General features: G+C 51.2%; 25 protein-coding genes. 3 read left to right on the top strand and 22 right to left on the bottom strand.

Annotation, left to right across the window (positions count from 1 at the left end):
- Positions 1–212: 212 nt before the first annotated feature.
- The 10 genes from EDM56_RS20705 to EDM56_RS20660 all read right to left on the bottom strand — a co-directional run bounded on the left by EDM56_RS20705 (position 213) and on the right by EDM56_RS20660 (position 11,077).
- Positions 213–854 carry a VanW family protein gene (locus EDM56_RS20705; RefSeq protein WP_246009470.1) on the bottom strand — a complete coding sequence of 214 codons (642 nt, stop codon included), beginning with the start codon at positions 852–854 and terminating at the stop codon, positions 213–215.
- Between the two features lie 99 nt (positions 855–953).
- Positions 954–2,555: an acetate--CoA ligase gene (locus tag EDM56_RS20700; protein WP_122920022.1), complete on the bottom strand. Its 1,602-nt coding sequence runs from the start codon at positions 2,553–2,555 to the stop codon at positions 954–956.
- A gap of 157 nt (positions 2,556–2,712) precedes the next feature.
- Positions 2,713–3,876 (bottom strand): tryptophan synthase subunit beta, encoded by a 1,164-nt coding sequence (trpB, locus tag EDM56_RS20695; protein WP_122919819.1) that lies wholly within the window; start codon positions 3,874–3,876, stop codon positions 2,713–2,715.
- 101 nt (positions 3,877–3,977) lie between these two features.
- Positions 3,978–4,199: a hypothetical protein gene (locus EDM56_RS20690; RefSeq protein ID WP_122919818.1), complete on the bottom strand. Its 222-nt coding sequence runs from the start codon at positions 4,197–4,199 to the stop codon at positions 3,978–3,980.
- Positions 4,200–4,408: 209 nt separating this feature from the next.
- Positions 4,409–5,920 (bottom strand): aldehyde dehydrogenase family protein, encoded by a 1,512-nt coding sequence (locus tag EDM56_RS20685; RefSeq protein ID WP_122919817.1) that lies wholly within the window; start codon positions 5,918–5,920, stop codon positions 4,409–4,411.
- A 9-nt stretch (positions 5,921–5,929) separates the two neighbouring features.
- Positions 5,930–6,493 carry a DUF3156 family protein gene (locus EDM56_RS20680; RefSeq protein ID WP_122919816.1) on the bottom strand — a complete coding sequence of 188 codons (564 nt, stop codon included), beginning with the start codon at positions 6,491–6,493 and terminating at the stop codon, positions 5,930–5,932.
- A gap of 36 nt (positions 6,494–6,529) precedes the next feature.
- Positions 6,530–7,939 (bottom strand): APC family permease, encoded by a 1,410-nt coding sequence (locus EDM56_RS20675; RefSeq protein WP_122919815.1) that lies wholly within the window; start codon positions 7,937–7,939, stop codon positions 6,530–6,532.
- A gap of 30 nt (positions 7,940–7,969) precedes the next feature.
- Positions 7,970–9,130, bottom strand: coding sequence for an iron-containing alcohol dehydrogenase (locus tag EDM56_RS20670; RefSeq protein ID WP_122919814.1), 1,161 nt, complete (start codon positions 9,128–9,130; stop codon positions 7,970–7,972).
- Between the two features lie 205 nt (positions 9,131–9,335).
- On the bottom strand, positions 9,336–10,115 hold the full coding sequence (locus tag EDM56_RS20665) for a hypothetical protein (protein ID WP_122919813.1): 780 nt from the start codon (positions 10,113–10,115) through the stop codon (positions 9,336–9,338).
- On the bottom strand, positions 10,112–11,077 hold the full coding sequence (locus tag EDM56_RS20660) for a phosphodiester glycosidase family protein (protein ID WP_122919812.1): 966 nt from the start codon (positions 11,075–11,077) through the stop codon (positions 10,112–10,114). The genes EDM56_RS20665 and EDM56_RS20660 overlap by 4 nt, the downstream gene beginning before the upstream one ends.
- 193 nt (positions 11,078–11,270) lie before the next feature.
- On the opposite strand from EDM56_RS20660, the gene EDM56_RS20655 reads away from it, so the two are divergent.
- The 3 genes from EDM56_RS20655 to EDM56_RS20645 are packed head-to-tail and all read left to right on the top strand — an operon-like array spanning position 11,271 to position 13,667.
- On the top strand, positions 11,271–12,221 hold the full coding sequence (locus tag EDM56_RS20655; RefSeq protein ID WP_122919811.1) for a heme-dependent oxidative N-demethylase family protein: 951 nt from the start codon (positions 11,271–11,273) through the stop codon (positions 12,219–12,221).
- A 3-nt stretch (positions 12,222–12,224) separates the two neighbouring features.
- On the top strand, positions 12,225–12,659 hold the full coding sequence (locus EDM56_RS20650) for a dimethylamine monooxygenase subunit DmmA family protein (RefSeq protein ID WP_122919810.1): 435 nt from the start codon (positions 12,225–12,227) through the stop codon (positions 12,657–12,659).
- A 45-nt stretch (positions 12,660–12,704) separates the two neighbouring features.
- Complete coding sequence (locus EDM56_RS20645; protein WP_122919809.1) at positions 12,705–13,667, top strand: PDR/VanB family oxidoreductase; 963 nt, start codon at positions 12,705–12,707, stop codon at positions 13,665–13,667.
- Positions 13,668–13,796: 129 nt separating this feature from the next.
- On the opposite strand, the gene EDM56_RS20640 is transcribed toward EDM56_RS20645, so the two are convergent.
- The 12 genes from EDM56_RS20640 to EDM56_RS20585 all read right to left on the bottom strand — a co-directional run bounded on the left by EDM56_RS20640 (position 13,797) and on the right by EDM56_RS20585 (position 24,995).
- The gene (locus tag EDM56_RS20640) at positions 13,797–14,519 is read right to left on the bottom strand and encodes an amino acid ABC transporter ATP-binding protein (RefSeq protein WP_122920021.1); all 723 of its coding nucleotides are present in this window, start codon (positions 14,517–14,519) and stop codon (positions 13,797–13,799) included.
- 57 nt (positions 14,520–14,576) lie between these two features.
- Entirely contained in the window at positions 14,577–15,233 is a 657-nt protein-coding gene (locus EDM56_RS20635; protein WP_122919808.1) for an amino acid ABC transporter permease, read from the bottom strand.
- A 16-nt stretch (positions 15,234–15,249) separates the two neighbouring features.
- Entirely contained in the window at positions 15,250–16,068 is an 819-nt protein-coding gene (locus EDM56_RS20630; RefSeq protein WP_122919807.1) for a transporter substrate-binding domain-containing protein, read from the bottom strand.
- A 232-nt stretch (positions 16,069–16,300) separates the two neighbouring features.
- Positions 16,301–17,512, bottom strand: a complete 1,212-nt coding sequence (locus EDM56_RS20625; RefSeq protein WP_246009469.1) for a M20 family metallopeptidase — start codon at positions 17,510–17,512, stop codon at positions 16,301–16,303.
- A gap of 25 nt (positions 17,513–17,537) precedes the next feature.
- On the bottom strand, positions 17,538–18,506 hold the full coding sequence (locus EDM56_RS20620) for a P1 family peptidase (protein ID WP_122919805.1): 969 nt from the start codon (positions 18,504–18,506) through the stop codon (positions 17,538–17,540).
- Entirely contained in the window at positions 18,506–19,060 is a 555-nt protein-coding gene (locus tag EDM56_RS20615) for an ECF transporter S component (RefSeq protein ID WP_122919804.1), read from the bottom strand. Before EDM56_RS20615 ends, EDM56_RS20620 begins: the two co-directional genes overlap by 1 nt.
- Before the next feature lie 47 nt (positions 19,061–19,107).
- Entirely contained in the window at positions 19,108–19,950 is an 843-nt protein-coding gene (locus EDM56_RS20610; protein WP_122919803.1) for an energy-coupling factor transporter transmembrane component T family protein, read from the bottom strand.
- 5 nt (positions 19,951–19,955) lie between these two features.
- Complete coding sequence (locus EDM56_RS20605) at positions 19,956–20,822, bottom strand: energy-coupling factor transporter ATPase (RefSeq protein ID WP_122919802.1); 867 nt, start codon at positions 20,820–20,822, stop codon at positions 19,956–19,958.
- Complete coding sequence (locus tag EDM56_RS20600) at positions 20,819–21,679, bottom strand: energy-coupling factor transporter ATPase (RefSeq protein WP_122919801.1); 861 nt, start codon at positions 21,677–21,679, stop codon at positions 20,819–20,821. The genes EDM56_RS20605 and EDM56_RS20600 overlap by 4 nt, the downstream gene beginning before the upstream one ends.
- Position 21,680: 1 nt before the next feature.
- On the bottom strand, positions 21,681–22,439 hold the full coding sequence (locus EDM56_RS20595; protein WP_122919800.1) for an SDR family oxidoreductase: 759 nt from the start codon (positions 22,437–22,439) through the stop codon (positions 21,681–21,683).
- Between the two features lie 20 nt (positions 22,440–22,459).
- Complete coding sequence (locus EDM56_RS20590) at positions 22,460–23,902, bottom strand: aldehyde dehydrogenase family protein (protein WP_246009468.1); 1,443 nt, start codon at positions 23,900–23,902, stop codon at positions 22,460–22,462.
- A gap of 19 nt (positions 23,903–23,921) precedes the next feature.
- Positions 23,922–24,995, bottom strand: coding sequence for a tartrate dehydrogenase (locus tag EDM56_RS20585; protein WP_122919799.1), 1,074 nt, complete (start codon positions 24,993–24,995; stop codon positions 23,922–23,924).
- Positions 24,996–25,276 lie beyond the last annotated feature (281 nt).

Here is a 25,276-nt window from a genome sequence, read left to right as displayed (position 1 = left end):
CCACTCCCTCCTTCTTAAACAAAGGTGGATATCAGGCCACGTCAATGTTTGCAGACTCCTCCCTGGCAAACGAAAAAAATGCAAAAAGGAGCCTGCAAATGACAGGCTCCACCAAGTTACATATCCATATTTAATTAAACTTCTGTTTAACAACACTTTCATCATAGCGTAAATCATACGATTTGTAAAGAAATTTCGACTTCCTGCAAATATTACGCCTTCAAAATGCGGACCAAGACGTAGCTGTCATCATACAATTTTGCCTTGATTTTTACAGGATAATCGAAGGCATTGCTGAACACAAAATCAAGCGTGCCATAGGCTACTGTCGCATCGCGACCTGCTGGTACATACTTCGTCGGCAAGCTGTGCGAATGCCGCTCAATGACCGTGAGCCCAGCTTGATCAACAGCATTGAACAGTGTCGACGAAACTTGGCAAATGCCGCCGCCGTATCCTTCTGTCAACGCGCCGTTCATGATGACTCCAGCTGTCAGCCAGCCATCCTCCGGTAAATTGGCATTCCCTACCGTTTCATTGTATGAAAACTTGCCACCGGGTTGGATGACCACGTTGTCAATTTTATCAACCGCTCGCTTAATGTTTGCCACACGGTTTACGTTCGTAGGGTCCATCTCTGTATAGTAAGAGCCGAGCTGCCCTTTTTTCGGCTTTAGAAAGTTCTGGAACAAATCAAATTGATGCTGCGTAACTGCAGGTTTATCAAAAAAGAACGGTTCGCTGATCGGCTGTGTTTGTGCATGAGCAAATGACATCGACCCGCCAAAAAACATTCCATTGGTAAACAACACGGCAAGTGCGGCTGTCACCATCCAAAATCGATTTCGATTCATGTCGCAGCCTCCTCGAGGTATAAGTACATCTAGTACACTACCTGATCGGGCTGTGCGAAATCAATAGAAATGACTGGTTACACTAGCGCGCGCTGCCAGCTACGAGCGGGTTGCCTCCTGCTGGCGCAGCTCGATGCGACGGATTTTGCCCGATGTCGTCTTGGGCAGCTCGGCGACGAACTCGATTTTGCGCGGATATTTATATGGGGCCGTCAGCTCCTTCACATGGTTTTGCAGCTCGGCTACCATCGCATCGGAGCCTGCATAGCCTTGCTTGAGAACGACGAACGCCTTTACGACATTGCCGCGCTCCGGATCAGGGCTGGCAACTGCTGCACACTCCGCTACCGCCGCATGCTTCACGAGGGCATCCTCCACTTCGAACGGGCCGATCGTATAACCGCCTGAGATAATGATGTCATCAGAGCGTCCTTCAAACCAAATATACCCATCCTCATCCATACGCCCCTGGTCGCCGGTTACATACCAGTCACGACGAAACGCACGCGCAGTCCGTTCCGGATCATTGAGATACCCTTTGAAAAGCGCCACCATCTGACGATCGATTGCGATATCGCCGACCTCGCCATTCGGCACCGGATTTCCTTCGTCATCGATGATGGCAACGTTCACAACCGGCGATGGTTTGCCCATCGATCCCGGGCGTGGCTCCATTCCGACGAATGTCCCGATCATTAGCGTATTTTCCGTCTGCCCGTAGCCGTCACGGACAGTGATGTTGAACACGCGGCGGAACGTATCGATCACCTCGCGATTCAATGGCTCTCCAGCCGAAACTGCAGAGCGCAGTGCACGCAGTTTGTATGCTTCCAGATCCGTAACCTTTGCCATCATCCGATATTCGGTTGGTGTCGCACAAAGAACAGATATCGGATAAGTCCCGAGCAAATTCAAATACGTCTCCGGTGAAAACCGCCCTTTGTAGACAAATGCGGTCGCTCCTTTGCCGAGCGTGGAAATGAACGGGCTCCACAGCCACTTTGCCCAACCGGGACCCGCTGTCGCCCACACGAGATCTTCCGATTCGACGCCGAGCCAGTAGGTAGCGGCGACCGCAATATGGGCGGCTGGCCAGCCGTGCACGTGCATGACCCCCTTCGGACCACCCGTCGTCCCCGATGTATACGATAAAAACGCCAGCTCATCCGAACGCGTCTGCACATTCAGCGCGAGCTCTTCGGCTTCTTCCGCCAAATCGTCAAGCGCCAACCAGCCTTCCTTGGCCTCTCCCACGATCAGATAGTGGCGGAGCGTTGGACAGTTACCGCGCAGCTTGTCAACTTCCTCTACGATTCCGCCAAAGGCGATAACCGCTTTTGCTTCCGCATGATTGGCACGATACTCAATATCTTTTACACGCAGCATTTCCGAGCCTGGCAAAACCACGATTCCCAGCTTGACGAGTGCCAAATAAATCCCGTACGCCTCGATCCCGCGCGGAACGAGTACAATCGCCTTGTCACCGTGTCCGATGCCCAGCGATGATAGTACATTCGCGATCCGATTGGCATAGCCCGTAAGCCCTGCGTACGTCATGCTCTTGCTGCTCCCATCTTCATTTACGACAAGCACTGCTGGCTTTTCAGGATGTGCGGCTGCAAACGCTTCCACTTGTGTAGTGAAATTATAATATTCTGGCATTTCGAAACGGAAGTCTTCTCCATTTTGCTGTGATTGCATCATGATTTGCCATCCCCTTTCCGGGCACTACTTGTTTTTTTATAAGCATAACACGAAACCGTTTCAATTTTCACTACTTGCATCTTTGGTCATTCATATGGTAAAAGGAACCTTTTTCCGTGATCGCGAAGAAAAAAAATCAGGTCAGATGACCTGATCATTTTTTCAGCATCGAGTAGACTTGCTCGACGTCTTTGTCGCCACGCCCCGAAAGGTTGACGATCAAGATTTGATCGGAAGTCAGCGTCGGCGCTAGCTTGAGCGCGTACGCGACAGCGTGTGAGCTCTCCAATGCTGGAATGATGCCCTCCGTCTTCGACAAGACTTGGAATGCTTCTAGCACTTCTTCGTTTGTAATCGTGTAATATTCTGCACGTCCGGATTCCTTCAAGTAACTATGCTCAGGACCGATACCTGGGTAATCAAGTCCAGCCGCAATCGAAAAGGTCGGTTGCGGGTTGCCGTTTTCATCGAGCAGCACCAAGCATTTGAATCCGTGCAAAACCGCAGGAACACCTTTTGTCAGCGCAGCAGCCTGATCCGGTTCCACACCGATCAGCCGAACGCCAGGCTCGTCGATATAATGCGCGAACGCACCGATTGCATTGCTTCCCCCGCCTGCACACGCGATGACCGCGTCAGGTAAGCGCCCTTCCTTTTCGAGGATTTGTCGCTTGGACTCCTCGCTGATGATGGCTTGGAAGTGCTTCACAATGGTCGGAAACGGATGCGGACCCACGGCAGAGCCAAGCAAGTAAAACGTGTGCTTGTAATTTTCCACGAGATCAGCGAACGCTTCATCTACTGCATCTTTCAAACGACCTTGCCCTTTGGCAACCGAAACCACTTTCGCCCCCAAGAGCTCCATCCGAAACACATTGAGTGCCTGGCGGCGAATATCTTCCGCCCCCATGTAAATCGTGCAATCCATATCAAACATGGCGCAGGCTGTAGCGGTCGCGACACCGTGCTGGCCCGCTCCGGTTTCGGCGATCACGCGCTTCGCCCCCATTCGTTTTGCCATTAAAATTTGGCCGATGACGTTGTTGATTTTATGTGCGCCAGTATGGTTCAAATCTTCACGTTTCAAGTAAATTTTTGCCCCGCCCAGCTTTTTCGTCAAATTTTGTGCAAATGTTAGCGGATTTTCGCGACCGACATACTCCTTCAAATAGTAGCGGTATTCCGCATTGAATTCCGGATCATCCTTGTATTGCTCAAATTGGGCCGTCAGATAATCAAGCACCTCTTGCAGCTCTGGCGGAACGAAACTGCCGCCAAATTGACCAAAATATCCATCTTGAATCTCAACTCTACTCATCTCAACGTCCTCCTCGACTCTATCGAACTAAATTGTTTCACTATTACAATAGTTAACCGATTTTCATTTATTTTGTCAAGGTACATGTCGAATCCCCTCCCTTATCTGCTGTTTCTTGCGGCATTTCGCGCAAACATTTTTCCATAGTAGCTTTTTTGCAGCAAATCGCGATACAGCGCGCGCTGCCATTCCGTCGTGCTGCCTGATACACCTTCGCCACCTTGTGCTTGCGAATCGGCAGGCAGCATGTTGCACATGGTGAGAAACGTTTGTATTTCGTGTGGTGTTCCTTCGATCACAAGCTCGTTCCACGTTACTTTCATTACAAAAAATCCTCCCCGGCTCGACGATGGCGAACGCCTATGTATTTTTGGTGCAAACTGCCATACGTACGATTATATGCCGTAGGTGCTGAAAAATATGTCAATTGCTAGCGTGCATCCATCGGTTTTTTCTCGTCAATTTACGCAACTTTTATACAGCAAAAAGAGCGGCCGACTAGGGTCGCTCTTTTGCCTCCTTTTCTCTTTACTTACTTGCGCTTCTCGAACCATCCGCTCGGCGCCACATTCAGATTGACATTGATCTGCTTGATTTCGAGATACTCGTCGAATCCGTACGTACCGAGCTCACGGCCGATTCCGCTCTGCTTATATCCGCCCCACGGCGCTTCGTTATATGTTGGGTGGTAGGTGTTGATCCAAGTGATGCCTGCGCGGAGCTTCTTAATCACGCGATGGGCTTTGGCGACATCTGTCGTGAAGACAGCTCCCGCCAGTCCGAAACGCGTGCCGTTCGCCAGCTCAATCGCTTCCTCCTCCGTGCTGAACGTTTGGATCGCCAAAACAGGGCCAAAAATTTCTTCCTGAATGATTTTCATATCGGGCTTCGTGTCGGTGAAAATGGTTGGCGCCACGAAGAAGCCTTTGTCCCGATCGTTATCCAACAAGCGATTGCCGCCGCAAAGCAATGTTGCGCCTTCTTTTTTGCCTTCTTCAATATAGTAGAGAACACGGTTCATATGCTCTTCCGTGATCAGCGGGCCCATCTCGGTCCCTTCGTCCGTCCCGTCTCCTACAACGATCTGTTGAGCGCGGGCAGTCAATTCCGCGACGAATCGCTCATAAATGCTCTCCTCGAGCAGGAGGCGAGAACCGGCGGAGCATACCTCGCCCTGGTTGGCAAAGATCGCATACAATGCGAAATCTACAGCTGTCTCGAAATCCGCATCGGCGAACACGATGTTTGGCGATTTGCCGCCCAGCTCGAGGCCGACTTTTTTAATCGTTTCCGCGGCCGCTTTCATGATGCGGATACCGGTATCCGTTCCGCCCGTGAAGGCCACCTTGTCCACCAATGGGCTCTCGGAAAGCTCTGCTCCGACAGTCTCCCCTGCACCGAGCACCAGATTGATCACTCCTGGCGGGAATCCAACTTCATCGATGATTTCGAACAGTCGGATCAAAGACAACGGTGTCTGCTCGGCGGGCTTGATGACGACTGTGCAGCCTGCTGCAATCGCCGGTGCGATTTTTTGCGTTGCCATGACGAGCGGGTAGTTCCACGGGATGATCTGTCCGACGACGCCGATCGGCTCGCGTACCACCATCGCCTGCATATCGTCCGGCACATCGTATGTCGTGCCGTGCGGCTTGGTGCACAAGCCGGCAAAATAACGGAACTGGTTCACCGCATCGGCGACATCGTAGCGGGATTCACGCAACGGTTTGCCATTGTTCAAGGTATCGAGCGAAGCGAATTCTTCCACACGCGCTTCCAACGCATCCGCCACTTTGTTCAACAGAGCGGCGCGATCGCGGGCTTTGCTATCCAGCCAGCCATCTTTGTCAAATGCGCGTCTCGCTGCCAAAATCGCTTTTTGGGAGTCTTCACGTGTCCCTTCCGTCACGACGCCGATGATTTCGCCGTTCGCTGGGTTGATCACATTGCGGGTTCCATTGCTATCGCTTGTCACCCATTTTCCATCGATATACATTCTTTGCACCGTATTCAAATCCGTCAAAAATGCTTTTGCTTGCAGCATGCAAACACCTCACTTGATAGATTGTTTAATTTTTTGGGCAAATCTCTTGATCAAACGCATTGTATCGTCCATTTCTTGCTGCTTGGGCTTACGTGCATACCGCACGGGTGGGAACAAGATCCAGATGAAATCGCCGTAATTCGGCTTCATCTCCACATGCCAACGCCGCTCTTCGCGGGAGTAACGCAGCTCGATCGCCTCATAATCGATCGCATTACATAGCGCCAAAATCTCTTTATCTCGATTGAGGCGCTGCAGCAATGCGGAATCTTGCTTAGAGACGAACTGCGCTACCCTGCTGCCCATTTTTCCAGAATACTTACATTTTATCACAATATCTGATTGGACTGAATCATCGGGAAGCGACCATTTCCATGTATACACATAGACGCGGCCCATCCATTTGTTGATGATCCGATAGCTTGCTTCCAACCCGTCTACCCCGAGCTTATGACCATCCAGATGAATGCGATTATGAGAAGCCGCATCGATGGGAGCGAATGGTTCGAAATCGGTTGCGACGGAACGCAGCACCCTAAATGCGCGCTGATCAATGACAGTATATAATCCCATACTCCCCCACCTTTACGTTTCATACGGACAACCTCGCTACTTTTCCTCGACGATGCCGAGCTCGCTGTCCAACTCGCTGCGCTTGCTGATTCCTTCGTAAATTTTTTCTAAAGGTACTGGCTCAAACAGCTTTTGACCGGTCATTTTCAAATAAATAATGCCAAAAATCAGGATGGCCGCGATGACATATAGGGAAATGGTCAAGACGGTCGGATCTTGGTACTGCGTGTAGATCATGTAGATGCAGGCTATGATGCCAATAATCTGCGGGAGCGGATACAAAGGCGTTTTGAAAGGGCGCACCGCTTTCGGATATTTGATCCGCAGCACGATGACGTCGATCTGTGTGATCATGTAGGACATCAGCCATGTTCCACAGGCAACTGCAATCATGGTCGTGACAAAATCAATGTTGGCTTTATTGATTACCGCATAAACAAGCACAATCAAAATTAACGCGACGACAAAGAAAATGCCATACCACGGTGTCCGGGTTTTCGGATGCAGCCAGGAAAACATTTTTGGTAGCAGCCCTTCTTTTGACAAACCATACAGCATGCGCGGAACCGCGACCAAATACGTATCACATGTCGTGACCGCAGCCAATATCGAAACGATGCTCATGATGACCAAGCCCGGTTTGCCCAACATGGCAGCAGCACCTTCCACATGCGGGATCGTCGATGCGGCAAGCTTGTCCAACGGAATGTATTTGGTCACGCCCAGTCCGAAAAACAAATCGACCAGCCAGATGGTGAAGCAGCCGAACAGCATGGCGAACGGGATTGTTTTCCCCGGATTTTTCACCTCTTCTGCAAGTGGTGCTACGAATTCCATCCCGATGAACAGCCATATTGCAAGACCGAGCGTCCCCGCTTGCTCCTGCCACGACAAGGGGGAAAACGGCGGCTGTACAGCCAAAGGCTCTTGGGTCCCAATCCCGAACAGGCCGCACAGCCCGAGGAGACCGAGGAGCCCCATCATGCTGATTGCCAGCACTGACTGGACTTTACCGAACACCTCGACGCCCATCATGTTAACAATGACGAGAAAGACTAAAATAACTGCGACGCATAAATACCATGGGACACCGATCAGCGCTTCCAGCGACTGACCGCCGACGATCATGTTCGTACCGCCGTCTGTGCCGACCAGGACGATGTAGCCTGCCAATACCGCAAACAGAGCGGGCAGCTTGCCCAGTGCTGGAAGCGTATATTCGCCTACCATTCCCGCGCCGGGGATCATGGCTGCCATCTCAGAATATGACAGCGCCACACATAAAATTACGATCAATGCTCCGAATGCAACAATGCTGTAAGCAGGACCGCTCACGCCGTAGCCATTGCCCAAGGCAACCATCGCTGTTCCTGAAACGACAAGTCCAACCGAAGCCGAGTACGCTGCCCAAAAGCCTAATGTCCGATTTAATTTCAGATCGCTCATATATGCACCTATCCCTTGTGTACGTCAGAATTATCCTTCATATGCGGTGTAGAATAATTTCAGATAGTCCTCCATCGTGGCAGGGCGCGGATTGCTTGGTGCTGATACATTTTTTGTAGCCGCTTCAGCCAAGTAGCGGAAATCTTCTGGATTTACATTGCCTAGCTCTTTCATTTTCGGAATGCTGACGGTTTTTGCTAGGTCTTTGAGCAGCTGTACGCCTTCCTGTGCGACTTCTTCATCCGTGCGGCCATTCCGTTTGGCTCCCAGTTTTTCAGCGACAATTGCATGTTTGCGCGGATCTGCCGGAATGTTGTATTCAAACACGTACGGCAAGAGCATCGAATTGGCGACGCCATGTGGAGTATCATACAATCCACCGAGTGCCTCTGCCATGCAGTGGACGCCGCCTACATCGGAGTTGCCGAACGCAATGCCCGCAATCAGGCTGCCAGCCAACATGTTCCGCCGTGCTTCCAAATTACCGCCATCTTCGACAGCCAGTGGCAAATTCTCAACGATCAAATCGATTGCATACAACGCGAGCGCATCCGTTATCGGCTCGGAAATGTTGCACGTATACGCCTCGATCGCATGCGTCAGCGCATCCATCCCTGTGGAAGCGGTTACATGTGCAGGTAGCGTAACAGTCAGCTCCGGATCGAGCAGGGCAATTTTCGGCGCGACTTTCGCATCAAGTATGTTCATTTTTAATTTTGTATTCGTGTCGGTGATTACGGAGAAAAAGGTGATTTCACTGCCGGTACCAGCTGTGGTCGGGATGCAGATCAGTGGCGTGATGGGTTTCTCCAGCACATTCAAGCCGTACCAATCCTTGATTTCACCGCCATGCGTCAATAGCGTTCCGACCGCTTTGGCCGTATCCATCGAGCTGCCACCACCCAACCCGATCAGCACGTCTACCTCTGCCTCTTTCGCCAATTGGTACGCGCTCATGCAATCGACATCACGCGGATTCGGTTTCACTTGATCGTACACTGCGTACGCGATCCCACCAGCCTCCAGAACGCCTGTCACAACGTCGAGAATACCCGACTTGACGATACCTTGATCGGTTACCAGCAGCGCTTTTTTCCCTCCTAGCTCCAAAACGCGCTGAGCCAGTTCTTTCACTTTTCCATTTCCAAATTCGATTCGTGTCGGCAATTGAAAAAGAAAGTCCCAAATCACCTGTCGCTCAACCTCCTAGTATGTATGGTGAGAGTATGTTTTGATCGTACACCAATTGTTTTACTTTGTTCATTTTACAAAGTGTAAGAATGATCGACGAAATATTCATTCATATTGTAAGATTCCAAACTTTCTCCGAGTTATCCTCGCTGATTGATCGAAAAAAAGAAAAAGGAGGAAGCTTAGCGCCTCCCCCTTGCTTTCTTTATTTATTCCCGACTGAGTTGGGTTCATATTGATTTCTCCCGCCCGCTTGCTGACCGGACGACGCGTCTTCGCGCACGATTTTGCCTTCCGCATCATACAAACGCCGTTTCTCATAGCGATAGACGCTGCCGTCTGTCATGTACAAGGTCAGGACGTCGGTTTTGTCATCGTACGTGACGGATTCAAGCTTCAAGCTGCCAAGCGCAATCCGGTTCAAGCCCTCTCCTGCTGCGTAACGATAAAGCAGCTTGTCATCGCCGCGTTTCACCATGATGTACAGGTATTCCAAATACGGCGAGAAGTCCACTTGCTCGATCTTGGTCTCTTTACCTGACCAGCGCTGGATCATCACTGGTTCCTGTGTCTCGGTGCCAGCTCCGTGCACTTGAAGCAAGTAAGCTCGCAGCGAGTTTTCTTGTGCAAAGAACAAGATCGAGGTATTTCCTAACCATTGAAAATGGGGAATTTCCTCCGCCTGCTTGCTGTAGACGGTCCCCTGCTCATCAGCAACCACGAACGTCCCGTCATTCAGCACGTAGGCCAAATGCTTGCCGTCTGGACTGTACGCAGACACAGTGGCTTCTTTTGGGATCAGGATCGTCTTCACCGGCTCTTGATTCCCTTGGTTGTTGCCATTCGCAGAAATGGAGGATGGCTGCAAAAATTGGTCCATTCCATATAGTCCGCCAATTTGTACGAGAGAGAGAACCAGGAAGATTGTGATCCATTTATTCAAAAGCGTTTGTTTTCGTTTCTTTTTAACTGATCGTTTCATCATTGTTTTTTCACACCATCGACTAGGAAGCTGGTTGCGACATAGCGCTCACCCAACGGATTGGATGGCGGTACCAGAAACTTCCCTTGATAATAAAGCTCTGTGCTGTATCCGCCGTCTAGATTGGCGGCAATGACGGCTCCTTGGTCAAGCATGACGTTTTGAATGTCCAAGAGTGTAGCTCCAATTCCGTTGTTGCCGCGTCCAGAGATGGCAAGCAGCAAAATTGCCCCGTCCTCACGCTGCCCAATCGCCGTACGCGGTGCTATCCCCCACGATCCGGACGATTCTTTCAAGTAAGGCTTCCCATCCTTGACCAACTCGGGCCCGAATGAAATCGCATCCTTGATTCCCATCCGTTCGAGCTCATCATACGTATATTTACCGACGACGAGGGCCCCCTTGTTCGTAATGCCGATCACCGGCTGAATCGCCTTCTTGTCCCCACTCACATAAGAACCGCGGGAAATGGTCAAGCCCATGGGAGTCCCGCCGGTGCCCAACCCTTCTTTATCAAAAAATCCGCCTGCGTTCACGCCTGCCACTGCATTGGTGTCCTTCACCATCTCACTGACGGTCTGTCCGACGTGATTTAAATGCTTCGTCACGCCCACATGAACGCGCTTAGGGTCTTTTACAACCAGCATCGTCCCGGTAAACTTCGACGTTTTGATCGGGATCTCTTCAATCCCCTCATCGCTTATATTCGAAAAGTTGCCTGCTGTATCGGTTCCGCGATCCATCTGGTCAAGTCCGACCGGCTGGTATTTGGCCAGTGTCTCCTTGGAGAAGAAAGGAGTGATCACGAATGGATGGCGGCTTGTCAGCACCATCCCAACAATCGTGCTTCGGATATTTTCAAACGGCCCGTATAAGCTGATGGCCGCTGTCGACAACACGAAATAGAGGCCGAAACAGCAAGTCGCGAATAGGAGACGTTTTACTATTTGCCATTTTGTTCTCATCTGTCGAATATCCTCGCTTTACGTAATAGGGTCCGATAGTAGTATAGACCAGGTTCGTTGCAATTTCTATGGGAAAGCTTGCAAGTCACAAAAAATACAGAAGTTTGTAACGGAAACATTTCAACTTAGTGTAGGAATCGGTATAATTGAGGGAATATGGGTAATTTTCTGTAAAAGAAGGAGAGGTGTAGCCATGTCTTCTGACAAAGTATCGCGTTTCCCGTACCCTTTTTCGAGCGATGTGTATCGCTATTCCAACAACTCGCTGTTGCTTGATCCACCAATCGCGATCGAGGTGACACCCGAGTATGAAGACGAAATCACCTTGAAGCGCAAGCTGTTAACCGACTGCCATAGCCGGTGCTACCAATCGCTGCCACATACGCTACAGGCGCAATGGGAAGTTGTAAGCGTTGTCCTCCATCATCTTGCAGAAACGTATCCAGCTTCCTTCACTTTAGATAAGAAAGAAAACCTTTGGACGTTTACCAACCATATTCTGAATGAAACCGCCACCTTTATGTTCGGGGATGCCGGCACGCTGCCGATCGAGCCACTCGATTTCGTCGGCCGCCATGTACAAGAAGATTTGATTGTGATGGGCCAGCGTGACAACGATCTGTTTCTCGATGCCGGTCAGCTCTGTTTTCCCGCCAACTGGTCACTTCAATTTAATCTCGGGATGAATTTCGTTGAGATCCACACTCCAATACCCGGCTTTTCCGCGGACAGGCTGGACGAAAAAATCCGCAATTTCATCATGCGATTGGAAAATGGCCAGCCTTGGGTCAGACGCAACTGGTCATTGAACGCAGGGCATAAGCTTGATTCCTCGCTCGAAACGTTCCATTTGTGGGGACAAAAGCGCAAGGAAATTACGGCAGAAAATGCAGGACAAGAAGTGTACCTGCGTGTGGAGGTGCAAAAGCTGTTCCGTCTCCCGCGCACGCATGCCGTCCTTTTTACGATCCACACGCATTTGATTTCCCTGCAAGAGCTCTCTCTAAACCGTGATTATGCGAAACAACTCTATCACGTCTTGGTGGAACTGCCTGATTTCATCGCCGATTACAAAGGAATGAAGCTGTTCCGCGGGCAAACGATCAATTATCTCCACAATCTCTTCAATGAAGCGGGGTGCTGACCGATGCAAAAACAAAGATGTGTCCTGTTGGTCGATGCAGCGGGCGAACCTGCCTCCCATGAGCTGCGCAAGCAATTGTCCGAAAGCAATCTTCCTTTCGAGGTTCATCATGTAGGCAAAGGGAGCTTGGGCCAGCCTGGCCTCGCAGAGCTGCTATCCAATCAACAAATCGGGACCTACCTGTATGTTTACACTGCATGGGATTTGCAGAAACCGCTGCTCCGTTTGGCTGAAGAAGCTGGTTTTTCGGATGATGAGATGGAGTGCCGCGGATTCGGCCCCATGTCCAAGCAAGTGTACTGCTCTGCTTGCCAGGAGATGAATGAAGTCCAGCAGGAGTTGGAACTTTTTTGCGATTTCTGCGGAATCCATTTGACCGTCTCCGATCATTTTTCCAAACGATTGCAAGCCTATCTCGGCTATACTTCGATTCAATAACGCAGGTAAACTGCACATTCCTCCGATAGAAAAGGGTTGGCACTGATGCACGTAAACATACCAGTCATTGTAACTCGGATCATTCAGGAAACCGAAACGGTAAAACGCTTCACCCTTACCGCCAAAACAATGGAGCTTCTTCCTGCCTTTAGCAGCGGCTCCCATATTACAACCTTCCTACCTACACAAACTGGCATGCTGGAGCGCCACTATTCGTTACTTAACGATCCGGTAGATATGCTTTTGTCCTATGAAATTGCAGTCCAGAAGAATGCAGATTCCCGAGGCGGCTCCCTGTACTTACATACGGCTGTGGAAGTAGGCAGCGAGCTTTCCATCAGCTATCCTAAAAATCATTTCTTGCCAAGCTTTCGTGCCCGCCATCACGTGTTCATTGCCGCCGGAATCGGGATCACCCCGTTTTTGTCGATGATGTCAGAGCTGTCTCGAGTAGGTAAAACGTTTGAATTGCACTACGCAGCCAAATCACAGGAGCAATGCGCGTTTTATTCGCAGTTACAGACTCAATATCCCGATTCCTGCCGCTTTTATTTTTCGGCAGACGGTCCTGCAGCTCGCTTGCAGCCTGTGGTGATGGCTGGCCAACCGATCGGCACCCATGTCTATTTTTGCGGGCCGGAGACGATGGTCAGCCAATTCCGTGCAGCAGCTCTAAGCTTCGGCTATCCGGAAAAAAGTATCCATTTTGAACTGTTCACGCCGATCACACCTATTACCCGCAGCCCATTTGTTGCGGAGCTGCGCAAAAGCAACAAGCTAATCACGGTTGAGGAGAAACAGAGTCTGCTCGAAGCATTGCATCAGGCTGGAATCCACGCCCCCTATTCCTGTCGAGTCGGAGGCTGCGGTACCTGTGCGGTTGAGGTGCTTGAGGGAACCGTTGCCCATTACGACACCGTCCTGACTGACGGCGAACGCACACAGCATAACCAGATGATGACCTGTGTCTCTCGTGCATCCTGTGAAAAGCTCGTATTGAATTTGTAATATGACTGCTTGACAAATGTTTGACGTGCTTTGTCAAACGAGTGACGCTCCCGGTTGTGGTGAGCGTCTTTTTTGCACGAAAAAAACTCCCGACGATGGTCTTGGCATCATCGGGAGCTGTCCCTTCACTTATTTGATCAGGCGCAAAAACGACTTGAGCCGTTCGCTTTTTGGGTTCACCAGCACGTCCTGCGGGTCCCCCTCCTCTTCAATCAAGCCGTTGTGCATATAGACGACCCGATCGGCCACTTCTCGTGCGAACTGCATTTCGTGCGTCACAACGACCATCGTCATGCCTTCCTTAGCCAACTGCTTCATGACCTGTAATACTTCCCCCACCAACTCGGGGTCAAGGGCGGAGGTCGGTTCATCAAACAGCATGATCTTAGGATTCATCGCAAGTGCGCGGGCAATGGCGACCCTCTGCTGCTGTCCGCCCGACAGCTTGCGTGGGTACACGTCCTGCTTTTCGGCCAAACCGACCTTCGCCAGCAAATTGACCGCGATTTTTTTCGCCTCTTCCTTGCTCACCTTGTTCACCTGAATCGGAGCTTCCATAACGTTTTGCAATACCGTCATATGCGGAAACAGGTTGAACTGCTGGAATACCATGCCGACTTCCCGCCGGATTTGGCTGATGTTTTTCAATGATTCGTTCAGCTCGATGCCGTCGATCGTGATTTTGCCTTTCGTAATGGTTTCGAGACGATTGAGACAGCGCAATAGCGTGCTTTTGCCCGAACCGCTGGCGCCGATCAGTGACACGACCTCCCCACGATGAATCGACATGTCGATGCCTTTCAACACTTCCAGATTGCCAAAGCTTTTGTGAAGATCCTCAACGCGAATGATCGCTTCCCGCTTTTCCATTCCGGTAGCTTGTGCTTCATTTCTCATGGTTTCCCCCTCCTATCGCTCGCTTTGAGACATGCGTCTCTCCATTTTGTTCAAGAAGAACGAAAGAATGGTGGTCATGAGCAAATAAAGCCCAGCGGCGACAATGTAAAATTCGAAAAAGGCGTAGTTGGTTGCGGCGAAACGCTGGGAGGTCATCATCAGTTCAGGAAGTGTAATGACAGAAGCCATCGATGAATCTTTCAGCATGGAAATCGCTTGATTGCCCAATGCCGGAAAGCTGACGCGAAGTGCTTGCGGCAAAACGACGCGACGCATGATCGTTGGGTAGGTCATCCCGAGCGATTCGGCTGCTTCTACCTGCCCTTTTGGCACGGACAAAATACCGCCTCGGTAAATTTCAGCGATATAAGCACCCGCATTGATTCCCAGCGCAAGAACCGAAGCGACGAAGGCGTCGAGTTGAATCCCGAATTGAGGGAGGGCAAAATACATCAGTAGAATTTGAACCAGGACCGGCGTTCCTCTTATCACCCAGAGATAGAAATCTGCCAGCCACATCAATGGTTTGGAGTTGGATATTTTCATCAAAGCAGCGATCAAGCCCAGGATAAGCCCGAGGATGGTCGAAAGAACGGTGAGTTCAAGGGTAAGCCACGATGCTTCAAGCAGAAAAGGGAAGAATTGGGTAACCAGAGAGAAATCAAGCATTCAGATGCAGCCCCTTCTAGCGAATATCTTTATCGAACCAGTTGTTACTGATCTTCTCGTAGGTGCCATCGCTCTGAATTTCTTTCAATGCCTTGTTCAACTCTTCTTTCAGCGATCCCTCGTCTTTACGTACCGTGAAAGCCGCTTCCTCTTTGTACAGCACATCGCCCAGCGCTTTGAACGGATAGTTTTTCTCCTTGATCATGTTTGCACCGACGGCTTTATCCGTGATCACGCCTTTGATCCGTCCGTTGAGCATATCCTGGAAGGTCAGCATGTCGGTTTTGTAGGTGACGAGATCAACTTTGAGCTCTTTCGCTTTCTCTTCAAACGTCGATCCGATCGACGCGCCGATTTTGAGTCCTTCGATTTTGGTCGGGTCGGTGATCGTCGAATCATTAGGTACGAACAACTGACCGCCTGTATGATAGTAAGGCTCGGTGAAATCAACTTTTTGCTTCCGTTCATCCGTAATGCCCATGCTGGAGATGATGATATCGTACTTTTTCGCCAACAGTCCCGCGATAATCGAATCCCACGGAGTCGGGACAAAATTTACTTTAACGCCCAACTTGCCAGCGACCGCATTGGCGATATCTACGTCGAATCCGACGAGCTCGTTTTTGTCGTTGTAAAAGTTGAAAGGTGGGTATGCTCCCTCGATGCCGACATTGATGACCCCCGCAGATTTGACCCGTTCGAGCGACTGGTCACCCGCCCCTGCCTGTCCATCTGCGCCTTGGCTGCTCTGATCGACGGTTTTGGCGCCACAAGCTGAGAGGACGAGCAATGCCAGCGAAACCACTACGAGTAGAAGACTACGTTTTTTTACCATCTTATTTCCCCCTTATGTACTGGTAAACAACTGCGACTTCCGTTAGAGCTGGAAAAACCCCTCCTACTTATGTCCCACACCTCTTATACAGGTGTGAGATAACTTTGAATTTTCAATGTATTATAATCATTCAGCGAAAGGTTTGTCAATGCAATCACATCAATTGTGTAAGCGCTTCCAAACTTTAATGCAATACAGGAGAGACTCAGCAAAGTCCCTCCTTTTTACTCGGTTATTCGTTTAAGAAGACCAGTGCTGCACGTGCATACAGCTTGGTGGTCTCAACCAATTCCGCAATGTCGACATATTCATCGGCATGGTGCGGCACATGACGATCGCCCGCGCCCGTAGTGATGATTGGGACTCCAGCCAAATGCAAGAATGTTCCGTCAGTTGCGCCCGGGACTCCGTTGTAGATCGGATCTTTTCCCGTGATCGCCTTGTAGGATTCCGCAACCGCCCGTACGATCGGATCATTGATGTCCGTCTCCGTCCATGGTCGCTCCTCGATGATTTCCAGCTCTGCGTGGAAATGATCGTCGTCTTTGGACAATGCGACCAGTATGTCTTCCATTTGCTGGCGTAAAACCGCATGATCTTGGCCCGGAACCGTGCGAATATCGAGCGTTGTCATGCATTGGTCAGGGACCACGTTGATCTGTGCATCCCCTTTTACCGGTGCCTGCAAAATCGTCGGCGTGATACTGGGGTAACCGAGCATCGGATGGCAGCCCAACCGTTCTTTTTCTTGGCGTTCCAGCTCGTCGAGAGCGACGATGGCGCGGGCCATACGCGTATTCGGATTGATACCGGTCAGCGGCATGGCACCGTGCGCCATTTTTCCGTACACCCGCAAGATCGCCCGCATGGCCCCTTTTTGTGTGATGCAGATTTGATTTTCTTCCGGTTCGCAAATGATCGCGCCATCTACCCCATCGGCCCAACCGCGGCGGATGAAATCTTTGATGCCGATCATCATGCTTTCTTCATCACAAGGTATGCACAAGATGATCTTGCCGGTAAACGGCAGCTCGGAACGCTGAATCGCCTTTACGGCGCAGATGGCTGCTGCCAGGTTGTTTTTGGTATCGCAGGCACCGCGGCCATAGATTCGGCCGTTTTCGATTGTCCCGCCAAACGGATCATAACTCCACGAATCGAGGTCCCCCTCAGTTACCACGTCCGTATGCCCTTCGAACAGCAGCGTTTTGCCCGGTTTGCCTGAATCATAGATGGCAATGACATTGGGACGGCCTGGCACGACTTCTTCATAATGCACAGTCAAGCCCATTTCTTTGAGATAATCAACGACAAACAGCGCAACCTTTTCCTCGTTCCCGCCCGGCACTCCCGGACGGTATACGCTTGGAATGCGAATCAGATTTTGGGTTAGAGCTACTACTTCCGCTTCTTCTACAAATGAACCGACTTTGTCAAGTGACACTTTTCCTCTCCCCTTTTCACTGGCTCTATGCTTGTTTTCTGTCGCGATAGGACGGCAGTCCGCCTGCACCTTCCGCATGCTTGATCGCTTCCATCACAGCCTCGGCGAGCACATCTGCCGAAAGCGTTCCGATCAAATCGACACTCGCCTCGATCTCGCCCGTGCCGATAGCAAATATCGTGTCGCCATCGTACATCGTATGCACCGGATAAATCGTGCGGGCAAACCCGTTATGGCTCATTTGCGCGACTTTTTTCGCTTGCGCCTTAGTCAGCTTAGCGTTGCTCGCAACCACGCCGATCGTGGTATTCGTCCCGCTCGGGATCGGTGTGAAGCCGTCCCCCATAACAGACGTTAGAATATTTTGAAACTTACCAGTTTCATCAAGCGCTCCTGCGAGCACATCGCCCGTATGCATATCGCGCACTTCGCCTACTGCATTCACCGCAACGATTGCACCAATGACCAATCCATTCGGATAAACGCGCGCAACCGAGCCGAGCCCGCCTTTCATCGCATGAGCAAAGCCACACATTTTCCCGACCGATGCGCCGGTTCCCGCGCCAACATTTCCTTGCTCGACTTTATCCACAGATGCTATCGAAGCTGCCAAGTAGCCCATCTCCTGATCCGGTCGCACTTTCGGGTTCCCAAGCGGCAAATCGAACAAACAGGCTGCCGGTACGATTGGCACTGTGGCAAAGCCGGTATCTAGTCCGATGCCGTGCTCCTCCAAATACTTCATAACCCCTGAAGCGGAATCAAGGCCAAACGCGCTGCCGCCCGTCAAGACGATCGCATGTACTTGCTCAACCAAGTTGCTCGGATCGAGCAAATCCGTCTCCCTTGTCCCGGGAGCCGAGCCGCGCACGTCAACTCCGCACACGGCTCCCTCCTCCATGAGAAGGACGGTGCAGCCCGTCAGCGCTTCTTCGTTCTGCACCTGTCCTACTTTAATGCCTTTCACATCTACAATCGTTCCAGTAAGCGCCATTACATGTCACCCGAAATTTTCGAGCGTTTGCGCCCGGAACCGATTTTCATCCATGCAGCTACAACCGCGAGCGTAACGATGACACCAACTACCGCCTCCGGCAGGCCGTTGGCAACTGCTACGCCGATTGCGACGTCAGCCGGCATATAGCCGCGTGCAACAGCCATCCCCAACACAAGAATGGTATTTGTCATCGAACCAAAAAAGCCTGCTACCCCAATCGCCACATACTGATTGACTCTGCGCAAACCAACATATACGAGAAATGCCACAACACCTATGAAAAGACGCGGTAAAATAGCAACCAGCGGGTCTTTGAACAAAGGCACCGTTGCGTTAAAGAAAGAAGATACACCAAAAATAAGTCCAATCAACAAACCGACCAACGGGCCTTCCATAATTCCACCGATGACAGCTGGAATATGCATGATGGTCGCATTGCCTGCTGCAGTCGGCACAGGGATGTAGCCGAGGCGGGTTACCCCGAGCAAGATCGCAATCGCGCCGAGCACGCCCGCGATCACGATTTTACGTACGGTTAAGCCTTTTTCCATCTTGACTCCTCCTTATTATTTTTTATGTGTATACCTCAGTATCCCGCTTAAAACGGATAAGGATACCAAAGCAATACAGCCGCGATTGCAATGCTTGCGAGCAGTACCAACATGTCTGTCGCATTCGCTTTGTACCGAACATATTTGGTACGGTTTTCGCCAGGCACGTAGCACCGAGCTTCCATCGCAAGCACCAGATCTTCCGCGCGGGCGAGCGCCACGTTAAACAGCGGAATGATGATCGGAAAGGTGTCCTTCGTGCGCTTTACGATTTGCCACCACTGGCCTGTGCCAAAGTCAGCCCCGCGCGACGCTTGCGCCTTCATCAGCTTCTCCATTTCCATCGCAAAGGTCGGAACGAAGCGGATCGCGATCGTAATGACAAGCGAGAACGCGTGAACCGGAAATTTGATTTTTTCCAACGGTCCCAAGAGACGTTCCATCCCGTGTGTGATTTCGGTTGTTGAAGTACTGAGCGTCAGTACGCTGGACAAGAAAATCACTTCTACAAAGCGCAAGGTAGATACAATGACAAGACGGATGCTTGTATCGGAAATTTTGATGATGCCATATTGTAAATAAATTTTGTTGGCTGTAACCGCTTCCCCCATAAACAATAGCTGCATCATTGCCAGGATGATGATGAACGGAATCGCCGGCTTCAACCCGGACAATCCGTAGCTGATCGGGATTTTGGACGCATAAAATAAGTACGTGCAAAACGCAAGCGCCAACAGATTGCCCAAATACGATTCGCAAATGGCGATCGCGATGATCAGGATAGTAAACGCGGCCAACTTGAAGCGCGGATCGAGACGATGGATGAACGACCCGGTCGGGATGTACTGGCCGATCGTAATGTTACGTGTCAATTCGAATTCTGCCGACATCTGCCTCACCCCTTCGCCGTTGGTAAGATCGATAGTATTTCGCGCGCAGCCTCGTGCACTTCGAACGAGCCCGTTTTCACCGCATAGCCTTGATCCTGCAGCTCATGTAAAATCTCCACAGATTCAGGCATGCCGATATGGTGTTCGCGCATCAATGCTTTGTTGCTGAAAATTTCTCGCGGTGTGCCGCTGTGCACGACTTTTCCGCCCGCCATGACGTAAACGCGATCCGCCATGAACGCGACTTCCTCCATATTGTGTGAGACGAAAATGACCGTCACCTTTTCTTCCTTGTTCAGCCGCTTGATCCGCGCCAACAGCTCGTTGCGCGAATACGGGTCAAGCCCTGCGGTAGGCTCATCCAACACGATGATCTTGGGTTTGAGCGCCAATATGCCAGCTAACGCTACTTTTCGTTTTTGGCCGCCGCTTAAAGCAAACGTGACGCGGTCTTTCATTTCTTCAAAATCAAGACCGACCATATCCATCGCCCACCGTACGCGGGAGACGACTTCCTTCATTGGCAGCCCCATCTTCAAGGGACCGTAGGCGATATCATCCCCGATGATCTTTTCAAAAATCTGGTCTTCCGGATTTTGGAAAACAAGCCCGACTTTTCGTCTCAGACTTTTGACATCAAGCTTCGGCTTGGACAAATCCACTCCATCGATGACGACGCTCCCGCCCTGCGGTAGCTGCAGCCCGTTAAAATGCTGAATAAGTGTGGATTTCCCGCAGCCGGTATGGCCGATGATCGCGATGCACTCGCCTTCGTTCACCTCGACATCGACGCCAAACAGCGCCTGGTGCTGAAGAGGCGTTCCCTTCATATAAATATGGGTCAGGTTTTTTACCGAAAGAATAGCGCTCATGAATGAACCACCCCTGTCCCGACGCGCTTCACTTCATCGATCAGCTCGCTCTTCGTAATGACATTCGGTGCGAAAGCAGGGAACGATTGGTTAATCAGCGCAGCGATTTTGCTAGCATCCGGCACGTCGAGGTGCAGCTCCCCCAGCTCTTTTTGCCGCAGGAACACGTCCCGAGGTGTACCTTCCATCACAATTTCCCCTTTTTCCATCACGATGACGCGGTCTGCTTTCGTTACCTCTGTCATATGATGGGTGACGGTGACGATCGCCATGCCTTTTTCATGTAGCGAATCAACAACTGTCAAAATGTCATGGCGTCCGTACGTATCGAGCATGCTTGTCGCTTCGTCAAGCACCAGCACCTGCGGCATCATCGCGATGATCCCCGCGATGGCGATACGCTGCTTCTGTCCACCGGAGAGATGGTGAGGCGGCCTTTTGCGGAACTTCTCCATTCCGACCGCGTTGAGTGCATAATCGATCCGCTCTTTCATCTCTTCCGCAGGAACGCCGATGTTTTCAAGGCCAAACGCCACATCATCTTCCACAATCGTACCGACGATCTGGTTATCGGGATGCTGGAACACCATCCCGACCTTTTGACGGATCGCCTTGCGCTGTGCGCGATCTCGCGTATTGTATTCCCCGACCCAAACATCCCCGCTCTGCGGTGTCAAAATGCCGTTTAAATGCTTGGAAAGCGTCGATTTGCCCGATCCGTTATGTCCGATGATCGCCAAGTATTCACCTGGATTCACCTGAAAGGAAACATCCTTCAACACAGGAATGGTTGTCGACTGATTCACCGTATAGCCAAAGGAGACACCTTCGACCCGAATGAGCGGTGTTTGTGTCATATTAAATCCCCCGTCCTCCATCAACATTCAACACTTCACCTGTGACCATTTTTCCCATATCGCTTGCTAGGTAGAGAGCAGCATTGGCGATGTCTTCAGGCGAAATCAAGCTGCCCAGTGGCACGCTATCGATAAAGATTTCTTTCGTATCACGTTCGATGTCCGCCTGATCGCCATTCATGAACTTGCTCAGCATCGGCGTGTCAGCAGGACCCGGATTGATCGCATTGACGCGAATTTTGTAAGGGGCGAGCTCAATCGCCAGCGCCTTGCTTAAGATGACGGCAGCGCCTTTGGACGCGCAGTACGCATGCAGGCCCGGACGCGCGCGAATGGACGCGATCGACGCGGTGTTGAGAATCACGCCGCCGCCTTGCTGTTTCATAATCGGTACCACATATTTGCTGGTCAAAAAAATGGACTTGGTGTTTACATTCATGATCGTATCCCATCTCTCAACCGTCAATTCCTCAATGGGCAAAAAAGACATCGGTACACCCGCATTGTTCGCCAGAATATCGACACGTCCGAACACGCGGACCGTTTCTTCCACCAGATTGCGAACCATCGCTTCATCCGCGACATTAACGGCAACCGCGAGCGCATCGCCCGGCAGCTCCTGGCGTGTCGCTTCAGCCGCCTCGGCATTCAGATCGGCGACAACCACCTTCGCTCCTTGACGTGAAAACAATTGGCACATGGCTTTGCCCATTCCTGAGCCTCCGCCGGTTATGATCGCAACTTTGTCTTGTAAGAGCATTCGTACGTCCTCTCCCGTCTCTACAGATTTACGACGACCATGCGCAGTTCGGTCATTTCTTCGATGGCATAGCGCGGGCCTTCCTTGCCGAGTCCGCTGTTTTTCACACCGCCGTACGGCATCACATCGTTGCGATAGGTCGACACGTCATTGATGATGACGCCTCCGTATTCGAGTGTGCGAGCCGCCTGGAAAGCGATCTGCAGATTGGTGGTGAAAATCCCGGCTTGCAGGCCGTAGCTGGAGCGATTGGAAATGTCAAACGCCTCGTCAATCGTTTTGTAAGGAATGATCGTGACCACCGGTGCAAACACTTCCATGCAGTTCACTTTCATCTCGGGCGTCGTTTCGGACAGTACAGTAGGATATATTACCGCCCCTGCGCGTTTTCCGCCACATAAAATTTTCGCTCCCTGCGCGACCGCTTCCTCTATCCACTGCTCAGTGCGGATTGCTTCCTTTTCATTGATCATCGGTCCCACATCTGTAGACGAGTTTTCCGGATCACCGACGACAAGTCCATTGACGAAATCTAAATACTTTTCTGTAAATTCAGCCACAACGTCTTCCTGTACCAAGATCCGCTGAACCGCGATGCACGCTTGCCCGGCATTATGGAAGCTGCGGGTCGAAATGATTTTGGCTGCTTGCTCCAGATCTGCGTCGTTGTGCACGATATTCGGTGAGTTATTCCCAAGCTCGAGTGAGACGGGGCGCAAGCCGCTTCGCTCCTTGATTCGCTTACCAACCTCTGCGGAGCCAGTGAACGTGTACATGGCAATCCGCTCATCTGCGAGCATCCAATCACCAACCTCGCTGCCCGCTCCTGTCACGATGTTAATATGCCCTTTTGGCAGACCGGCCTCTTCCAAAATCTCTACAAGCTGGAACGAGGAGATCGGCGTCGAGGTAGCCGGCTTAAGCACGACGGTGTTGCCCGCTGCGATGGCTGGCGCGACCTTGTGCGTGCTCAACAGTAGTGGATAGTTAAACGGCGTGATCGCGCCGATGACCCCTTTTGGCACGCGGATCGCAAAGCCGAGCCGATTTTCCGATCCTGGCGTCGCGTGCAGCGGCACCATTTCACCGCTAATCCGTTTCGCTTCCTCCGCGGATAGGCGCAGCGTATTGATCACTCGATCGATCTCGCCTTTCGCGTCCTTCAGCGTTTTGCCGACTTCGCGGGCGAGCGACAGCTCCAGCTCCTCGCGGCGGATTTCCGTTAGGACGGCCGCTTTCAATAAAATGCTGTATCGGTCAAACGGAGTCAGCTTAGACGCTTTGAATGTCTTCTCCGCCAATGTGACCGCATCGGTGACATGCTTTTGTTGTGCACGGGAAATATGTGCGATCACGTTACCGGTGTATTTGTGTGTCACCGGAATGGTATCGGCAGTCGTCAGCCATTCACCGCCCAAGTAGAGGCCATAAGTTTTGACAGCAGCGTTCATGTGTGTATCCATGCGAATCCCCTCCTATAAATTAGGCATGTGCCAATAATTTTTCGTTGATCGCGTTACCAAGCTCTTGTGTCGTTGCCCGCCCGCCGATATCAGGGGTGCGCACCTTCCCTTCCACCAGCACATCCTCGATGGCATCGAGAATCAGCTTGCCCAGATCACGGTAGCCGAGATGGTTCATCATCATGCTGATGCTCCAAATCGTCGCGATCGGATTGGCGATGTTTTTGCCTGCGATATCGGGAGCGGAGCCATGTATCGGTTCGAACATCGACGGATACTCTCGCTCCGGATTGATGTTGCCGGATGGCGCGAGCCCCAAACCGCCGACGATCGCGGCGCCGAGATCCGTCAAAATATCGCCGAACAGGTTGCTAGCGACAACAACGTCGAAGCTCTCAGGTCTACTAATAAAATAAGCGGCCAACGCGTCAATATGACAAAGCGACAGGTCAACCTCGGGATATTCCTTGTGCACGTCCCGCACCACTTCATCCCAGAACGGCATGGAGTAGTTGATTCCATTGGATTTTGTTGCAGCCGTCACCCGTTTGCGGCCCATCGATTCCGCTAGCCCCATCGCATAGCGTACGATCCGTTCGATACCGAAGCGGGTAAACACGTTGTTCTGAACGGCCAGCTCATATGGCGTACCGCTGTGCAATCTGCCGCCCATATTGGAGTATTCGCCCTCTGTATTTTCCCGGACGATGACGAAATCAAGCTCTTCATGCCCTTTGTAGCGAAGTGGACTGTCCAACCCTTTTAGAAGCTTGGCGGGACGGAGATTCACATATTGCTGGAATGCCCGGCGAATCGGCAGGATGAGCTCCCAAACCGAGACATGGTCAGGAACGCTTGGAGCACCGATTGCACCCAGTAAAATCACATCGTGATCGCGGAGCTGTTCGAGTCCATCAGCCGGCATCATTCGCCCGTGCTGTAAATAATAGCTGCAGTTCCACTCATACGAGCGAGTGGCAAAGGAGAGACCGCCATGTAGTTTTTCCACCGTTTGTAAGATGGACAAACCTTCAGCCATCACTTCCGGCCCGATTCCATCTCCTGCAATGACCGCTACCTCGTATTGTTTCATGTGACTATCCCCTTTTTGGCTGGTGTTGCTCTTTTTAAATAGCAAGAAGGATGCCAATTTAGAAAATTCTTATTAATTTGACAAAAACACAGTGATTTCACCCGTTTTTCTTTCGCCAGTTTGTAAGCGTTTCCACGCAACATGCGTTTCCTAAACGGTTTTGCAGTAATTATGCAACATCATTGCAACGCGACCGCAACAAGGTAATCACCGTTGCAACACGTGCAACATTCATGCAACTTCCACAACATGAATGCAACACTCACTCGCGATTGGAAACG

It is taken from the genome of Brevibacillus fluminis, from assembly GCF_003710825.1.
Classification (GTDB): domain Bacteria; phylum Bacillota; class Bacilli; order Brevibacillales; family Brevibacillaceae; genus Brevibacillus_D; species Brevibacillus_D fluminis.
The sequence above is the reverse complement of the archived record's forward strand: the minus strand, read 5'-3'. Positions and strand labels throughout refer to the sequence as shown.

What these genes read in the sequence shown, in the direction of transcription:
- EDM56_RS20660 (WP_122919812.1), bottom strand. Translation starts at nt 11,077, where the DNA reads ATGAGAACAAAATGGCAAATAGTAAAACGTCTCCTATTCGCGACTTGC.
- EDM56_RS20595 (WP_122919800.1), bottom strand. Translation starts at nt 22,439, where the DNA reads ATGCTCTTACAAGACAAAGTTGCGATCATAACCGGCGGAGGCTCAGGA.
- EDM56_RS20615 (WP_122919804.1), bottom strand. Translation starts at nt 19,060, where the DNA reads ATGGAAAAAGGCTTAACCGTACGTAAAATCGTGATCGCGGGCGTGCTC.
- EDM56_RS20665 (WP_122919813.1), bottom strand. Translation starts at nt 10,115, where the DNA reads ATGATGAAACGATCAGTTAAAAAGAAACGAAAACAAACGCTTTTGAAT.
- EDM56_RS20600 (WP_122919801.1), bottom strand. Translation starts at nt 21,679, where the DNA reads ATGACACAAACACCGCTCATTCGGGTCGAAGGTGTCTCCTTTGGCTAT.
- EDM56_RS20620 (WP_122919805.1), bottom strand. Translation starts at nt 18,506, where the DNA reads ATGGCGCTTACTGGAACGATTGTAGATGTGAAAGGCATTAAAGTAGGA.
- EDM56_RS20610 (WP_122919803.1), bottom strand. Translation starts at nt 19,950, where the DNA reads ATGTCGGCAGAATTCGAATTGACACGTAACATTACGATCGGCCAGTAC.
- EDM56_RS20655 (WP_122919811.1), top strand. Translation starts at nt 11,271, where the DNA reads ATGTCTTCTGACAAAGTATCGCGTTTCCCGTACCCTTTTTCGAGCGAT.
- EDM56_RS20650 (WP_122919810.1), top strand. Translation starts at nt 12,225, where the DNA reads ATGCAAAAACAAAGATGTGTCCTGTTGGTCGATGCAGCGGGCGAACCT.
- EDM56_RS20690 (WP_122919818.1), bottom strand. Translation starts at nt 4,199, where the DNA reads ATGAAAGTAACGTGGAACGAGCTTGTGATCGAAGGAACACCACACGAA.
- EDM56_RS20705 (WP_246009470.1), bottom strand. Translation starts at nt 854, where the DNA reads ATGAATCGAAATCGATTTTGGATGGTGACAGCCGCACTTGCCGTGTTG.
- EDM56_RS20605 (WP_122919802.1), bottom strand. Translation starts at nt 20,822, where the DNA reads ATGAGCGCTATTCTTTCGGTAAAAAACCTGACCCATATTTATATGAAG.
- EDM56_RS20590 (WP_246009468.1), bottom strand. Translation starts at nt 23,902, where the DNA reads ATGGATACACACATGAACGCTGCTGTCAAAACTTATGGCCTCTACTTG.
- EDM56_RS20645 (WP_122919809.1), top strand. Translation starts at nt 12,705, where the DNA reads ATGCACGTAAACATACCAGTCATTGTAACTCGGATCATTCAGGAAACC.
- EDM56_RS20635 (WP_122919808.1), bottom strand. Translation starts at nt 15,233, where the DNA reads ATGCTTGATTTCTCTCTGGTTACCCAATTCTTCCCTTTTCTGCTTGAA.
- EDM56_RS20700 (WP_122920022.1), bottom strand. Translation starts at nt 2,555, where the DNA reads ATGCAATCACAGCAAAATGGAGAAGACTTCCGTTTCGAAATGCCAGAA.
- EDM56_RS20680 (WP_122919816.1), bottom strand. Translation starts at nt 6,493, where the DNA reads ATGGGATTATATACTGTCATTGATCAGCGCGCATTTAGGGTGCTGCGT.
- EDM56_RS20675 (WP_122919815.1), bottom strand. Translation starts at nt 7,939, where the DNA reads ATGAGCGATCTGAAATTAAATCGGACATTAGGCTTTTGGGCAGCGTAC.
- EDM56_RS20630 (WP_122919807.1), bottom strand. Translation starts at nt 16,068, where the DNA reads ATGGTAAAAAAACGTAGTCTTCTACTCGTAGTGGTTTCGCTGGCATTG.
- EDM56_RS20685 (WP_122919817.1), bottom strand. Translation starts at nt 5,920, where the DNA reads ATGCTGCAAGCAAAAGCATTTTTGACGGATTTGAATACGGTGCAAAGA.
- trpB (WP_122919819.1), bottom strand. Translation starts at nt 3,876, where the DNA reads ATGAGTAGAGTTGAGATTCAAGATGGATATTTTGGTCAATTTGGCGGC.
- EDM56_RS20585 (WP_122919799.1), bottom strand. Translation starts at nt 24,995, where the DNA reads ATGAAACAATACGAGGTAGCGGTCATTGCAGGAGATGGAATCGGGCCG.